Raw genomic sequence first — 14,319 nt, 5'->3', positions numbered from 1 at the left:
TCATGAGCCTGCCGAACGTCAACGCAAGGGTCGCCGTGATTGGCGCAGGAACCATGGGCATCGGCATCGCCCAGGTGGCGGCCGGGGCCGGGCATCCGGTGTGGCTGTTTGATATCGATGCCGCCGCCGCCCGGCAGGCGCTCGAGGCGTTAGGCCAACGCCTGCGCCAGAGGGTCGAGTCCGGCAAGGCCGACGCCGATGCCACCGAAGCCCTGCTGGGCCGTATTCAGCCGGTCGAGTCGCTTGACCAGTTGGCCGACAGCGCACTGGTGATAGAAGCGGTGGCGGAAAAACTGGCGATCAAACAGAGCCTGTTTCGTGAGCTGGAAGCGCTGTGTTCCCCCGCCGCACTGTTCGCCAGCAACACTTCATCGCTGTCGATTACCGCCATCGGCGGTGCGCTGCGACATCCACAGCGCCTGGCCGGTTTGCACTTCTTCAACCCGGCACCGGTGATGAAGCTGGTCGAGATCGTCAGCGGGTTGGACACCAGCGCCGAAACCGTTGCCGAACTGCAGGCGCTGACCCGGCAATGGGGCAAACAAAGCGTGCTGTGCCGTTCCACGCCCGGCTTTATCGTTAACCGCGTGGCGCGACCTTTTTACGCCGAAACCCTGCGCGCGCTCGAAGAACAGGTCGCCGACGCCGCCACGCTGGATGCGGTAATGCGCGACGCAGGCGGCTTCGCCATGGGGCCATTGCAACTGACCGATATGATTGGTCAGGACATCAATTACGCCGTCACTGAATCAGTGTTTCAGGCCTTCTTCCAGGATCCGCGCTTCACGCCGTCTTTGGTGCAGCAGGAACGGGTGGCCGCCGGGCGTCTGGGCCGCAAAAGCGGGTGCGGCTTTTATCGCTATGACAAACAGGCGCCACCTCAAATTGTCGCCGGGTTACCTGCATCCTCAGCGGAATTGCCGCACAGCATTAAGCTGCACGGCGACGCGGCAGGCGTCACTCTGCTGGCCGAGTTACTGGCAGGAAATGCGGAGGCGATCATACAACCCGGCCAGACCAGTGCTTTTGCCCAGATCGATGAAGTTACATTTATGTTAACAAATGGTAAAACAGCCAGCCAGGTCACCGATGAAACCGGAACCCCCGTGGTGCTGTTTGATCTGTCCGCCCAGTATGCCCAGGCCTCCGCCGTCGCCATCAGCTGTGCGGCGCAAAACGATGCCCGGCACAACGCCACTGTGGTACGTCTGCTGCAATCCCTTGGCAAGAAAGTGATCCTGTTGCCGGACTACCCTGGCCTGCTGGTGATGCGCACCCTCGCCATGTTGGCGAATGAAGCGCTGGACGTGGTGAACAAGGGCGTCGCCAGCGCCGCCGATACCGACCACGCCATGCGCTGCGGGGTTAACTACCCGCGGGGCCCGCTGGAATGGGGGGCGTCCTTGGGCTGGCGACACATCCTGACCACGCTGGAAAATCTGCAGCGCTTCTACGGCGAACCCCGCTATCGCCCGATGCCGCTGCTGCGCCACTACGCATCCCTTTCTTCAGGAGCCCAATGATGAATGCCAATACGCCCCACGCGCTGGCGCAACGCTGCGCCGAACAGATGTTTCAGCAGGACACCTGCGCCCAGGCGATGGGCATGCGGGTGGATGCCGTCGACGCCGGGTTCGCCAAAGTCAGCATGACCGTCGGGCCGCAGATGCTCAACGGCCACCAGACCTGCCACGGCGGGCAGCTGTTCAGCCTGGCGGACACCGCTTTCGCCTACGCCTGCAACAGCCAGGGGCTGGCGGCGGTAGCGTCCGGCTGCAGCATAGATTTTATCCGCCCGGCGCTGGCCGGCGATCGCCTGACGGCCAGCGCAGAGGTGCGCCATCAGGGCAAAACCACCGGGCTGTATGACGTGGAGATTGTCAATCAACTGGGCAAGACCGTCGCCTGGTTCCGCGGCCGCGCCCATCGGCTCGGTCACGCCATTTTAGGGGAGCACGCATGAACCAGGCTTTTATCTGCGACGGCGTCCGCACGCCGATTGGCCGTTACGGCGGCGCCCTGGCCAACGTCCGCGCCGACGACCTGGCCGCACTGCCGCTGCGCGCCCTGCTGGCCCGCCACTCGCAGGTGGACTGGTCAAGGGTGGACGACGTGATCCTCGGCTGCGCCAATCAGGCCGGGGAAGACAACCGCAATCTGGCACGCATGGCAGCGCTGCTGTCGGGCCTGCCGGTTAACGTTTCCGGCACTACCCTCAACCGCCTGTGCGGCTCGGGATTGGACGCGCTGGCGATGGCGGCCCGCAGCATCAAGGCCGGCGAAGCCGATTTGGTATTGGCCGGCGGCGCGGAATCGATGACCCGGGCCCCGTTGGTGATGGGCAAGGCCGACAGCGCCTTCAGCCGCCAGGCGCAGTTGTATGACACTACGCTGGGCTGGCGGTTTATCAACCCGTTGATGCAAGCGCAATACGGCACCGACGCCATGCCGGAAACCGCCGAAAACGTAGCGGCAAAGTTCAACATCAGCCGTGCCGATCAGGACGCCTTCGCACTGCGCAGTCAGCAACGGGCTGCGCGAGCGCAAGCGCTGGGGATCTTCGCACAGGAGATCGTGCCGGTCAGCCTCAGCGGCAAGAAAGGCGCGGTCACACTGTTTGATCAGGACGAACACCCGCGAGCAGATACGCGGCTGGAACAGTTGCAGGCGCTGAATACCCCATTCCGCCAACCCGGCACGGTGACCGCCGGCAACGCTTCCGGCCTGAACGACGGCGCCGCCGCGCTGATCGTCGCCTCGGAAGCAATGGCCGTTAGCCAGGGGTTAACTCCACGGGCGCGTATCGTCGCTACCGCAACCTGCGGCGTCGAACCCGGTTTAATGGGCATAGGTCCGCTGCCGGCCACCCGCAAAGTGCTGGAACTGACCGGCCTGAGCCTGGCGCAAATGGACGTCATTGAACTGAACGAGGCTTTTGCCGCCCAGGCGCTGGCGGTATTGCGCCAGCTTGGGTTGCCTGACGACGCCCCGCAGGTGAACCCCAACGGCGGCGCGATCGCCCTGGGTCACCCGCTGGGCATGAGCGGCGCGCGCCTGGCGTTAGCTGCCCTGTTTGAACTGGAACGGCGTTCCGGCCGCTACGCGCTTTGCACTATGTGCATCGGCGTCGGCCAGGGCATCGCCATGATTATTGAGCGAGTCTGACCCCCCGAGGCTAACCATGACAATGAATCCACAGCCACTCGACGCCATTGAGTTCGCCTCGCGCGATGAGATTGAGGCGCTGCAGCTGGAGCGTCTTAAATGGACGCTGCACCACGCCTACAACAACGTGCCGATGTATCGGCGCAAGTTCGATCAGGCAGGCGTCCATCCCGACGATCTCAAACAGCTGAGCGATTTGGCTCGCTTCCCCTATACCACCAAGCAGGACCTGCGCGACAACTACCCGTTCGACACCTTCGCCGTGCCGATGGAACAGGTGGTGCGCATTCATGCCTCGTCAGGGACCACCGGCCGGCCGACAGTGGTCGGCTACACCCAGCGGGATATCGATAATTGGGCCGATATCGTCGCACGCAGCCTGCGTGCCGCCGGCGCTACCGCCAAAGACAAGGTGCACGTGGCATACGGCTATGGCCTGTTCACCGGCGGGCTGGGAGCTCATTACGGCGCGGAGCGACTCGGGGCGACGGTGATCCCGATGTCCGGTGGGCAAACCGAAAGGCAGGCGCAGCTGATCCTGGATTTCAAACCCGATGTGATCATGGTGACACCGTCCTACTGCCTGACGCTGATCGACGAGCTGGAACGCAAAATGGGCGGCGACGCCCGTGGCTGCTCGCTGCGCCTCGGCGTCTTTGGTGCCGAACCCTGGACCGAAGCGCTGCGGCATGAAATTGAAAGCCGCATGGGCATCAAGGCGCTGGATATTTACGGTCTGTCCGAAGTGATGGGGCCGGGCGTGGCGATGGAATGCGCCGAAAGCGGCGGCGGCCCGACCATCTGGGAAGACCATTTCCTGCCGGAAATCATCTGTCCGGAAACCGGCGTGACGCTGCAGGATGGCCAACACGGCGAGCTGGTGTTTACCACGCTGACCAAAGAAGCGCTGCCGGTGATCCGCTACCGTACCCGCGACCTCACCCGCCTGCTGCCGGGCGACGCGCGCCAAATGCGTCGCATGGGGAAAATTACCGGCCGCTCCGACGACATGCTGATTATCCGCGGCGTCAACGTGTTCCCGTCGCAGGTGGAAGAGCAAATCATGCAGTTCGAACAGCTGTCGCCACACTATCAGCTGCAGGTCAGCCGCAGCGGGCACCTGGATACCCTGGCGGTGCGCGTTGAATTGAAGGAAGCGGCGCTCAGCCTCAGCCACCAGCAACGCTGTGAGATTTGCCACCAGTTACGCCACCATATCAAGTCGATTATCGGCGTCAGCACCGACGTCAGCATCGCCAACTGCGGCGATATCCCGCGTTCAGAAGGCAAAGCCCAGCGCGTGGTCGATCTGCGGCCTCGCTGATTGCCCCGGCGTCACGGATGACGCCCGAATGATTTGTGGTAATGTTGTGCTTCACCGTCGGCTAACCCATGGAAAAATATGGAACATAAACTGGATGAGTTTATCCGCCATGCTATAGAGGCTCAGCCGATCAGCGGCACCTCGCTGATTATCTCCCTCTACGGCGATGCGCTGAGCCACCGGGGCGGCGAAGTCTGGCTTGGCAGCCTGAGCGCGCTGCTGGAGGCCCTGGGTTTTGGTGACCGCTTCGTGCGCACCTCGGTATTTCGCCTGCAGAAAGAGGACTGGCTGGAGGTTGAAAAAATCGGCCGTCGCAGCTTCTATCGGGTGACCGATCAGGGTATGCGTCAGTTCCGCCATGCCGAGTCGAAAATCTATCTCAGCGAACCGCCCGCCTGGGACGGGAAATGGGATTTGCTGTTGCTGGAAAGCGCGGAAAAGGAGGAGCGGGCACGGTTGAAAAAAGAGCTGGGTTGGCTGGGCTTCGGCCAAATAGCCAGCAATCTGATGGCGGCCCCCACCCACGCGCAAACCGACGTCACCGCCCTGCTCGGCGAACTTAACGCCAGCGAACAGGTGATCTACTTCCGCGCCGACTATCCCTATAACCGCTCGGAGAAAACCCTGCAACAGCTGGTGGCCAACTGTTGGGCACTGGCTGACGTCGCGGCCGATTATCACGAATTTATCGTCTCATTTCGTCCCCTTATGGCGCTGCTGCGCGAAGCCGATGAAGCACTGCTGACGCCCCAGCGCTGTTTCCAGATTAAGCTATTATTGATCCACTTCTTCCGGCGCGTGGTGCTCAAAGATCCTCTGCTGCCGGACGCCCTGCTGCCGGCCCAGTGGGAAGGACAGATTGCCCGTAACCTGTGCATCAATATTTATCAGCGGGTAGACCGCGCAGCGACCGAGTATGTCAGCGCCATGGCGGAGACCACCATCGGCGCTCTGCCTGCCCCGGCGGCCGGCTATTATCGGCGCTTCGGCGGCCTGCCGCGCGATAACTCATTTTAAGGAGCCTAAGCTATGCCCGTGTATCAGATTGACGGCCTGACCCCAGTGATCGATCCCAGCAGTTACGTACACCCTACCGCCGTACTGATTGGCGATGTGATCGTCGGCAAACGGGTTTATATCGGCCCCAACGCCAGCCTGCGCGGCGACTTTGGCCGGCTGGTGATTGGCGATGGCGCCAATATTCAGGACAACTGCGTGATGCACGGTTTTCCGCAGCAGGACACCGTGGTGGAGCAGGACGGGCACATCGGCCACGGCGCCATCCTGCACGGTTGCCGTATCCGCCGTAACGCCATGGTCGGCATGAACGCGGTGATCATGGACGGTGCAGAGATCGGTGAAAACACCATTGTCGGTGCCATGGCCTTCGTCAAGGCCGGCGCGGTGATCGAGGCCAATAAGCTGGTGATCGGCAGCCCGGCACGGGTATTACGTGACCTGACCGAACAGGAATTAGCGTGGAAAGTAGCCGGTACGCGCGAATACCACGATCTGGTTCAGCGCTGTAAATCCTCACTGCAGGAGGTTGCGCCACTGACCGCCATTGAACCGGGCCGCCAACGCCTGAGCTTTGGCGATCACCTGATGCCGAAAAGCCAGCTTTAATCCTGTCGAAGACCGCTATTCAGGTCAAAAGTGGTTTACAGTAAATACCCTGTTAACCCACTTTTATCTGGACCGGAATAGATGCCCAGAACGGCCAAAACGGTTGAAGTCCCCGCTATCGGCGAGCTTGATCGCCATGCGGGGCAGCTTAGCCTGCAACTCGCCCAGGCGCTACGTGCCGCCATAGGCAAAGGTGAACTCAAACCGGGCGATCTGCTGCCCTCAACCCGCGTACTGGCGGGCGCATTACAGCTGGCCAGAGGAACGGTGCTGGCCGCCTTCGAGCAACTGACAGCGGAAGGGTTTCTGGAGGCGCAGCCCGGCTCGGGGACCCGCGTGGCGTTGTCGCTCACCCGCCCGGCCCCCGCACCGGTCAAACACCCGGACGCCTGCGACATGCCGCTTTCCGATCAGGCTCAGGCCCTGGAGCACTTCGCCGCCCAGTTGCGCCCTCTGCCACCGGTCCCCTTCACCGTCTCGGTGCCGATCAACGATACCGCACCCGACGACGTTTGGCGCAGGCTCGGCAACCGCATTCGCGCCAGAGGCCCCGGTGCCCCCGCCGGCTATGGCGAGCCGCAGGGCGCATTGCCGCTGCGTGAGGCGATATGCGAATACGTTCGCAAGTCCCGTTCGGTGCACTGCACGCCGGAACAGGTGATCATCACCTCCGGCACGCAGCAGGGGCTCTATCTCGCCACGCAGATTCTGCTGGATGCCGGAGAGACCGCCTGGGTTGAAGATCCCGCGTATCACGGCATTACCGCTATCTTCAACACCGTCTTCAGAGACCGGAAAATGGCCAGAGTGCCGGTGGACAACGAAGGAATCGCGGTGGCGGCAGGCAGGAAAATCGCGCCGCAGGCCAGGGCCGCCTTTGTCACTCCCTCTCATCAGTACCCACTGTGTATGCCCATGAGCATGTCGCGCCGGCTTGAGCTGCTGGCCTGGGCCAAAGCGCAGCAGGCCTGGATCGTCGAAGATGATTACGACAGTGAAATGCGCTCTTCCGGCCACCCGTTTCCTTCGTTGCAGGGGTTGGATCCGACCAGAGTTATCTACCTGGGAACCTTCAGCAAGGTGCTGTTCCCTTCGCTGCGCCTGGGCTACGCCATCGTTCCTCAGCCCCTGGTGAATGCCTTCTGCGGTGCGCGAGTGCTGATGGATCGCCATCCCCCCAGTGCCGATCAATACGTTCTGGCCAGTTTTATGGCGCAGGGGCATTTGGATCGCCACATTCGTAAAATGCGCGGCGTGTATGCGGAAAAAAGGCGAGTGCTGACCGACGCCATCAGCGCGCAGGTTTCTGCCGAGCTGGCCACCCTGCACCCCAGCGATCAGGGCATGCATATGCTGCTGTGGTTAAAAGCGGATTTGGACGATCGGCTGGTTGCCCGTAAAGCCGCCGAGGCCGGGGTTGCCGTCGGCGCACTTTCGCCAATGTATAGCCCCGGCAGCGAGAAAAACGGATTGATACTCGGACTGGGGGGCTACACGGAACAGCAGATCCACCTGGCAGCCCAAAAGCTGAATCGGGTGCTGGCTGCCTTGGCTACGGGGTAAGGCTGACCTTACTGTTACCGCGAAAAACGCTTCGCGCCGTACACGCAAACCAATACGCCGACCATTACCGCAATCATTGAAGGTTGAATGCTTTCATGCAGCACCAGCCCGGCCAGCGCCAGACCAAAAAACGGCTGCAGCAATTGCAGCTGTCCCACGGCGGCAATGCCCCCTTGCGCCAAACCGCGATACCAAAAGATAAAGCCAATCCACATGCTGAACAGCGAAATGTAGCCCAGAGAAAACCAGGCGCCGACGCTGACCTGTGGCCAGGCGGGCGGGGCCGTCACCGCCGCCGCCGCTGCCGTCAACGGCAAAGCGACCACCAGCGCCCAGGAGATCACCTGCCAGCCGCCAAGCTTGCGGGTCAGCACGGCGCCTTCCGCATAGCCCAGGCCACAAAGCAGCACCGCGGCCACCATCAGCAGATCGCCAAGCCAGGAGCCAGTCGCCCCCTGGCTTAACGCAAAAGCGCCAACCAACAGGCTCCCCAACACCGAGAACAGCCAGAAAGCGGCTTTAGGCCGCTCCCCGCCCCGCAGCACCCCAAAACAGGCGGTTGCCAGCGGTAACAGCCCGATATACACCAGCGCATGCGCCGAGGTGGTGTGCTGCAAGGCTAGCGCCGTTAGCAAAGGAAAACCGATCACCACTCCGAGCGCGGTCAGTACCAAGGGTGTCAGGTCGCGGCGCTGCGGCCAACGCTGGCGCATCAGCGTCAATGCGCTCAGAGCCAGCAAGGCCGCTAGCACCGCGCGCATCGCGGTGAGGAACATGGGATCAAACTCTTGCACCGCCACGCGGGTGGCCGGCAAAGAACCGCTGAAAATCAACATGCCCAGAAAGCCGTTGATCCATCCCTGCGCCGAATGCCTGGCCTCCGGCATACCGCTACAGCCAATAATGCGCCGTTTTTCTGCCCCACTGTTCATTGCAAACCACTCCATCACCCCAGAAAAGGCTTATTCTCCGGATAAAGTGGTTTATCGCCAGAGCCACATATTCACATTTTCAGTAAACCGGTTTACTCCACCCCCGGTGTTTCCATTACCGCGGGCACGGGCTGATGACGGCTGTAGAAGAAATAGATAGCCACCAACAGCAGGGTAAACGGAATGCCAAACCACAGCGTCATCCTGAAAAATTCGGTGAACATCGTCGAGATCAACAACGCGGCCATCAAACCGGCACCGGCCAGCGTGGTGTACGGAAAGCCCCACATGCGAAATTTCAGGTGGGTTTGCCGGTGCTGACGGCGGAAAAACAGGTGCGTGACAAAAATCATCAGCCAGGTAAAGCAGGCACCGTACACCGAAATAGACATCATGGCGGCAAAGGATTTTTGCGGGTAGACCAGACTCAACACGATCGACACCACGATGCCGATGCAGGACATCGCCAGCGCGCTTACCGGGATGCCGCGTTTACTGACCCGGCCCAGCGCAGCCGGAGCTTGCCCGGCGCGTGACAGCGAGAACATCATGCGGGTGGTGATATACAGTTGGCTGTTCATCGCCGACAGCGCGGCCACCAGAACGATAAAGTTGAAGATACCGGCGGCGGCAGGCAGGTGGATGACGTTCATCGCCACCAGGAACGGGCTTTCGCCGGTACCGGACTGCCGCCAGGGAACGATCGCCAGCATCAGCGCAATCGACAGCATGTAGAAAATGAACAGTCGCAAAATGGTGCCTTTGAACGCGGTTTTTACCGCAATCACCGGGTTCTTGGCCTCACCGGCGGCGACGGCAATCATCTCAATGCTCAGGTAGCTGAAAATCGACACGATCACCGCAAACCACATGCCTTTCACGCCAAACGGGAAGAAGCCGCCGTTGGCGGTAAAGTTTTGCAGACCAAAGGCCGGGTTGGCAGAAAACATCAGAATACCGATACCGATGGCGATAAAGGCCGCAATGGCCACCACCTTGATGGTCGACAGCGCATATTCCACCTGGCCGAACGATTTAACGCCAATCACGTTAATCAGGATCACCGCCGCAGAGAACAACAGCACCCAGGGCCAGATTGGCGTGGTCGGGAACCAGAACTGCATATACATGCCGATGGCGGTCACCTCGGTCCCCACCGCCAATACCACGCAGGACCAGTAAGAATAACGCACCAGAAAACCAAACAGCGGGCTGATGTAAAATTCGGCATAGTCGCCAAACGAGCCCGGCGTCGGGTGTTCGGAAGTCATTTCTGCCAGGCATCCCATCAGCAGCAGCGCCACGACGCCGCCGATAAAATAGCTCAACAATACGCTGGGCCCGGCCATCTGAATGGCGTAGGCGCTGCCGAGAAACAGCCCGGTACCGATAGCGCCGCCGATCGCCAGCATCGACATCTGCCCGGCGGTGAGCTGTTTCTGCAACCCGCCTTGCCGCCGGGCTATTTCGTCAAAACCTTTTATCTGTTTCATAGCAGGCTCCTACCTTTTCATGCAGTGCGGGTGACGTCCAGAATGGCGGCGGTAACGTAGTCGACATTGTTTTGGTTCAGGCCCGGCAGGCACATGCGGCCGGGCGCCACCAGATAGATGGCGTAATGCTGCCGCAGTCGTTCCAACTGCTGTGGGTTCAGGCCGGTGTAGCTGAACATCCCTTTTTGGTCACGAATGCGACGGTAGTCCAGTTGCGATCCCCCCTGCTCCAAGCCGGCGGAAAGAATTTGGCGCATCTGTTGAATGCGTTGACGCATGCCTGCCAGTTCGCTCTCCCACTGTTGACGCAAATCGGGGTCCGTCAGCAGGGTTTCCACAATCTGGCTGCCATGGGTCGGCGGGCAGGAGTAACTGCGGCGGATCAGCGTTTTTAATGCGCCTTTGACGTTCTGCGCACTGTTCGGGCTGGCGCAACGAACCGAAAGCCCGCCCAGCCGTTGGCCATAAAGGGCGACATTTTTCGAAAATGAGTTGGCGACCAGAAATGCCAGATCCGTTTTCAGCGCCTCACGCAGGGCAAAGCAGTCTTCATCCAGCCCCTCGCCAAACCCTTGGTAGGCAATATCGAACAACGGCAACAGGCGACGGCGCTGCAGCACTTCGAGGGTGGCACGCCACTGTGCCTGGCTGAGATCGGTACCGGTCGGGTTATGGCAGCAAGGGTGCAACAGCACCACGCTGCCTTCCGGCAGGCTGCCCAGCGTATCCAGCATCGCGTCAAAGCGCAGCCCGCCGTTGGCCTCATCGAAGTACGGATAGGTGTGCACCTTCAGCCCGGCCCCCTCAAAGATGGCCCAGTGATTGGCCCAGGTGGGATCAGAGACCCAGATGTCACGGCGCGACAGAAAGTGATGAATAAAATCCGCCGCCAGCTTCAACGCACCGGAGCCGCCGACGGTTTGTACCGTAGCTATCGACGCCGTTGCCGCTTCGCCAAACAACAGTGCCTGCACCTGTTGGGCAAACAGCGCTGAACCTTCGATCGGCGGATAGCCGTGCGGGCTGCGCCGCTCAAGCAGGCGCTGCTCCGCCGCCTCCACCGCCTGCATCAGCGGGATCCTGCCCTGCCGATCGTAATAAAGGCCAATGCCCAGGTTCACTTTCTGGTTATTTCCATCCTGTAAATAAGCTTCCATCAACGACATAATAGGATCGGCCGGCGAACGGCCAATGTGATTAAACATAGCGATTCCTTTATTCATTATTGAATAAATCAGCAGGTGGGGATTAATTCATAGATAAATCAGACGGTGGCGCTAACGGTAATTTCTATTTTCATGCCGGGCACCACCAGTTTATCGACTATCACCGTTGAACGATTGGGATAAGGGAAGTTAAAGTATTTTTTATAAATTTCATCGAGTAATTTAACGTCATTGACATCGGTCAAATAAACAATGACCTGTAATACATTATCGCTGTAGCTATTTGCCGCTTTCAGGGTTTGAGCCAAATTATCGAATGTCAGGGCGATCTGCTTTTCCGGTGCGCCGGTTTCAATACTGCCGTCGGCTCTGACCGGGCCATGGGCGGTGAACAACATGCCGCCGCCCTGGGTGGCCCAGGAGAAAGGTTGACCGATTTCCGGCAGGCCGGTGTCGATGATGGTGCGCATGGTTTATTTCCCCGTAGTGGTTAGCAGGTGAGTCAGGGCGCCATCCCGGGCGAACAAGGCATCCAGCACGTTATAATGGTTGGTGCCGGCGACGGCGACCAGGGTGACAGGCTGGCTTTTTTCCTGCAGCGCAGCGTAATAGTGCCTTGACTGGCCAATCAATTCCGGCAGCTCGTTGGCTCCGTAAAACAGCGTCATAGGCTTGATACGCTGCGGAATATGCCGCACCGGACTCAGTTGGGCAATTTGTTGCTCGGTCAACTGCAGCCGTCGGTTAACGTAGGTGTTTAATAGCGGTTCCAGTTCGAAAATGCCGCTGATCGGTAACGTTGCGTCGACCACCGGGTGATGCTGCCAGAAGCTGGCCAGATGGCCGCCGGCAGAGTGGCCGCACAGGTAGACTGGCGTTGGCTGACTGGCGGAAAGCCGTTGTTGAATAGCGTCCAGCGCCACACCGGTTTGCCGGCAAATATCGTCGAGCCGGGCCTCCGGCGCCAACGCATATTCCACCAGCACGACGTCAAAACCTAACGACAACGGCACCTGCGCAATAAAAGCAAAATCGTCCTTACGGCAAAACTGCCAATAGCCACCATGAATAAATATTAAAGTCCCTTTAACTGGCTTGTCGGAATATAACCAGTCAAAAACTTCCCGCGGTGAATTTCCATAGGCAATATTGCACTCACTGCGAGTTTTTTGATAAACCACCTGGCTGCGGATTTGAAATGAGCTGAGGATCTCATCTTCATTATCCACCGTGCTACCGTTGTCGTAACTCCCCGCAACAAGTTTCATATATTAAACTTCGTTTATTATTTAAGATATTCGTTAACTATTAGCAGTCGTCAAAATATTGTCAAGAGAGGCGTTACAGCAATGCGCGTCCGGTAATATAAATCTTTTCCCGCGCTAAATAAGTTTAACCAGTGAAACTTATTTAGCGCCAATAGCTCTTTTTATCCCGCCTGAATTTGCGCTAATCGGCTTAATTCCTGCCAGGCGTAGTCCCAGAAGGTGCGCACCTTGAGCGGCATGCGCTGCATGTTTTGCGCCACCAACTGCACCGGCATCGGCAAAGGTTCAAACGCCGGTAACAGACGGACCAGCGTCCCCGCGGCCAAATCGTCTGCCACCTGATACGACAATAGCCGGGCGATGCCCTTGCCCGCTCGCACCGCCAGTAACTGTGTTTCGACGTCATTGAGCAACAAACGTGGCGTCAGCCGCACCCGCTCGCCATTCTCCTGCGGGCCAAAGCGCCATTCGCGCAGCGATGCCCGCTGGGTACCGACGATGGTGTCATGCTCAGCCAGCTGCGCCGGCTCCTGCGGTTCGCCGCGCCGCGCCAGGTAGTCCGGGCTGGCGACGGTCACCCGGGACACCTGCCCCAGCCGGCGGGCAACCCGCGAAGAATCCTGCAAATGACCAATGCGCACCGCGACGTCCAGCCCCTCGTCAATCAAGTCCAGGTTGCGATCGTTGAGGACCATTTCAATCTGCATCTGCGGATAGCGGTCAAGAAACGCCATCACCACCGGCGCCACATGCTTGCGTCCGAACTGCACCGGCGAGGTAATACGCAATAACCCGGTGAGCTGGGTGTCCGCCGTGTCCAGCACCGCTGCCTGATATTCAGTAAGCAGCAAGTGCGCACGCTCTGCCAACCGCAACCCTGCCTCGGTCGGCGCTAGCCTTCGGGTGGTGCGTTCGACCAGCCGGGCGCCAAAGCGCTGCTCCAGCGAGGCGATAGCCCGGGTGACTGCAGGTGCGGAACGTCGCAGCTTGCGCCCCGCCGCCGCCAGGCTGCCGTGCTGGACTACCGCCACAAAAATAGCCAATTCGTCCAGGCGATCCATAGATTGTTCCATAAAGTGAAATTATCAATTTCTACATTGCCGGATTACGCTCAATGAGTGCAAGAGTATGCTGATAAAAATTGCTCAGGAGTCTGACCATGCACAAGCTAAAACTGTACGGCACCCCGCTTTCCGGCCACGTCCACCGCGTGGCATTACTGCTAAGCATGCTGGAGCTGCCCTACGAATTTATTGAATCCCCGGCCGAGGTTCGCCAAAGCGAAGCGTTTCGCCGCCTGAACCCTTTCGGCCAGATCCCGGTTCTGGTGGACGGCAATTTATCGCTGGCCGACAGCAATGCCATTCTGGTTTATCTGGCGAAAAACTACGCGCCGGGCAGCCACTGGCTGCCGGAGACGCCACTGGCGGCGGCTCAGGTGCAGGAGTGGTTGTCTAAAGCCGCCGGTGAAGTGCGCTACGGCCCGGCCTCCTGCCGATTGATTGCCCAGTTTGCAGCACCGGAGGACGATCGGGTGGCGCTGGGGATAACCGCGCGTTTCTTGCCGCAAATGGAACATCATCTGAGTGTTCAGGCTTTCCTGGCGACGGAGCAGCCCACCATCGCCGATCTGGCCTGCTACAGCTATGTGGCGGTGGCCCCGGAGGGCGGTGTTTCGCTGGCGCCCTATCCTGCCATCCGGCGCTGGGTGGCACGCATCGCCGCGCTGCCCGGTTTCTTCGCGATGCCCGCATTGCCGCACCCTGCGCAAAGGTAAATCCT

General features: G+C 59.9%; 14 protein-coding genes. 8 read left to right on the top strand and 6 right to left on the bottom strand.

The window, feature by feature from the left end:
* Window positions 1-2: 2 nt before the first annotated feature.
* From H5P17_RS11245 to H5P17_RS11215, 7 genes are all read left to right on the top strand, one after another.
* On the top strand, window positions 3-1,523 hold the full coding sequence (locus H5P17_RS11245; RefSeq protein ID WP_182822939.1) for a 3-hydroxyacyl-CoA dehydrogenase: 1,521 nt from the start codon (window positions 3-5) through the stop codon (window positions 1,521-1,523).
* Entirely contained in the window at window positions 1,523-1,963 is a 441-nt protein-coding gene (gene paaI, locus H5P17_RS11240) for a hydroxyphenylacetyl-CoA thioesterase PaaI (protein ID WP_182822981.1), read from the top strand. The genes H5P17_RS11245 and paaI overlap by 1 nt, the downstream gene beginning before the upstream one ends.
* Complete coding sequence (gene pcaF, locus H5P17_RS11235; protein ID WP_182822937.1) at window positions 1,960-3,165, top strand: 3-oxoadipyl-CoA thiolase; 1,206 nt, start codon at window positions 1,960-1,962, stop codon at window positions 3,163-3,165. The genes paaI and pcaF overlap by 4 nt, the downstream gene beginning before the upstream one ends.
* A 16-nt stretch (window positions 3,166-3,181) precedes the next feature.
* Window positions 3,182-4,489: a phenylacetate--CoA ligase PaaK gene (gene paaK, locus H5P17_RS11230; protein ID WP_041414726.1), complete on the top strand. Its 1,308-nt coding sequence runs from the start codon at window positions 3,182-3,184 to the stop codon at window positions 4,487-4,489.
* A gap of 78 nt (window positions 4,490-4,567) precedes the next feature.
* Window positions 4,568-5,506: a phenylacetic acid degradation operon negative regulatory protein PaaX gene (paaX, locus tag H5P17_RS11225; RefSeq protein WP_044552240.1), complete on the top strand. Its 939-nt coding sequence runs from the start codon at window positions 4,568-4,570 to the stop codon at window positions 5,504-5,506.
* 12 nt (window positions 5,507-5,518) lie between these two features.
* Window positions 5,519-6,115 carry a phenylacetic acid degradation protein PaaY gene (paaY, locus tag H5P17_RS11220; protein ID WP_182822935.1) on the top strand — a complete coding sequence of 199 codons (597 nt, stop codon included), beginning with the start codon at window positions 5,519-5,521 and terminating at the stop codon, window positions 6,113-6,115.
* Window positions 6,116-6,196: 81 nt separating this feature from the next.
* Window positions 6,197-7,678 (top strand): PLP-dependent aminotransferase family protein, encoded by a 1,482-nt coding sequence (locus H5P17_RS11215; RefSeq protein ID WP_182822932.1) that lies wholly within the window; start codon window positions 6,197-6,199, stop codon window positions 7,676-7,678.
* 14 nt (window positions 7,679-7,692) lie between these two features.
* Here the strand turns inward: H5P17_RS11215 and H5P17_RS11210 are convergent, their stop codons facing one another.
* The 6 genes from H5P17_RS11210 to H5P17_RS11185 form a co-directional block, all read right to left on the bottom strand.
* Window positions 7,693-8,565, bottom strand: coding sequence for a DMT family transporter (locus H5P17_RS11210; RefSeq protein ID WP_255477897.1), 873 nt, complete (start codon window positions 8,563-8,565; stop codon window positions 7,693-7,695).
* A gap of 137 nt (window positions 8,566-8,702) precedes the next feature.
* On the bottom strand, window positions 8,703-10,103 hold the full coding sequence (locus H5P17_RS11205; protein WP_044552247.1) for an amino acid permease: 1,401 nt from the start codon (window positions 10,101-10,103) through the stop codon (window positions 8,703-8,705).
* A 17-nt stretch (window positions 10,104-10,120) separates the two neighbouring features.
* Window positions 10,121-11,308 (bottom strand): amino acid aminotransferase, encoded by a 1,188-nt coding sequence (locus H5P17_RS11200; RefSeq protein WP_182822928.1) that lies wholly within the window; start codon window positions 11,306-11,308, stop codon window positions 10,121-10,123.
* Between the two features lie 59 nt (window positions 11,309-11,367).
* On the bottom strand, window positions 11,368-11,739 hold the full coding sequence (locus tag H5P17_RS11195) for a RidA family protein (protein ID WP_182822927.1): 372 nt from the start codon (window positions 11,737-11,739) through the stop codon (window positions 11,368-11,370).
* A 3-nt stretch (window positions 11,740-11,742) separates the two neighbouring features.
* Window positions 11,743-12,537: an alpha/beta hydrolase gene (locus H5P17_RS11190; RefSeq protein ID WP_182822925.1), complete on the bottom strand. Its 795-nt coding sequence runs from the start codon at window positions 12,535-12,537 to the stop codon at window positions 11,743-11,745.
* Window positions 12,538-12,698: 161 nt separating this feature from the next.
* Window positions 12,699-13,598 carry a LysR family transcriptional regulator gene (locus H5P17_RS11185; protein WP_044552255.1) on the bottom strand — a complete coding sequence of 300 codons (900 nt, stop codon included), beginning with the start codon at window positions 13,596-13,598 and terminating at the stop codon, window positions 12,699-12,701.
* Between the two features lie 98 nt (window positions 13,599-13,696).
* Between H5P17_RS11185 and H5P17_RS11180 the strand changes: the two genes are divergently transcribed.
* A complete protein-coding gene (locus H5P17_RS11180) occupies window positions 13,697-14,314 on the top strand; it encodes a glutathione S-transferase family protein (RefSeq protein ID WP_182822923.1) in 618 nt (205 codons plus the stop codon).
* The last annotated feature ends 5 nt before the right edge of the window (window positions 14,315-14,319 follow it).

It is taken from the genome of Serratia sp. OS31, from assembly GCF_014164835.1.
GTDB lineage: Bacteria > Pseudomonadota > Gammaproteobacteria > Enterobacterales > Enterobacteriaceae > Serratia > Serratia liquefaciens_A.
This window is presented reverse-complemented; position numbering and strand designations above follow the sequence as displayed.

Bases quoted from the DNA above. Each gene is read 5' to 3' on its own strand.
- H5P17_RS11245 (WP_182822939.1), top strand. From the start codon at position 3: ATGAGCCTGCCGAACGTCAACGCAAGGGTCGCCGTGATTGGCGCAGGA.
- paaI (WP_182822981.1), top strand. From the start codon at position 1,523: ATGAATGCCAATACGCCCCACGCGCTGGCGCAACGCTGCGCCGAACAG.
- pcaF (WP_182822937.1), top strand. From the start codon at position 1,960: ATGAACCAGGCTTTTATCTGCGACGGCGTCCGCACGCCGATTGGCCGT.
- paaK (WP_041414726.1), top strand. From the start codon at position 3,182: ATGACAATGAATCCACAGCCACTCGACGCCATTGAGTTCGCCTCGCGC.
- paaX (WP_044552240.1), top strand. From the start codon at position 4,568: ATGGAACATAAACTGGATGAGTTTATCCGCCATGCTATAGAGGCTCAG.
- paaY (WP_182822935.1), top strand. From the start codon at position 5,519: ATGCCCGTGTATCAGATTGACGGCCTGACCCCAGTGATCGATCCCAGC.
- H5P17_RS11215 (WP_182822932.1), top strand. From the start codon at position 6,197: ATGCCCAGAACGGCCAAAACGGTTGAAGTCCCCGCTATCGGCGAGCTT.
- H5P17_RS11210 (WP_255477897.1), bottom strand. From the start codon at position 8,565: ATGCCGGAGGCCAGGCATTCGGCGCAGGGATGGATCAACGGCTTTCTG.
- H5P17_RS11205 (WP_044552247.1), bottom strand. From the start codon at position 10,103: ATGAAACAGATAAAAGGTTTTGACGAAATAGCCCGGCGGCAAGGCGGG.
- H5P17_RS11200 (WP_182822928.1), bottom strand. From the start codon at position 11,308: ATGTTTAATCACATTGGCCGTTCGCCGGCCGATCCTATTATGTCGTTG.
- H5P17_RS11195 (WP_182822927.1), bottom strand. From the start codon at position 11,739: ATGCGCACCATCATCGACACCGGCCTGCCGGAAATCGGTCAACCTTTC.
- H5P17_RS11190 (WP_182822925.1), bottom strand. From the start codon at position 12,537: ATGAAACTTGTTGCGGGGAGTTACGACAACGGTAGCACGGTGGATAAT.
- H5P17_RS11185 (WP_044552255.1), bottom strand. From the start codon at position 13,598: ATGGATCGCCTGGACGAATTGGCTATTTTTGTGGCGGTAGTCCAGCAC.
- H5P17_RS11180 (WP_182822923.1), top strand. From the start codon at position 13,697: ATGCACAAGCTAAAACTGTACGGCACCCCGCTTTCCGGCCACGTCCAC.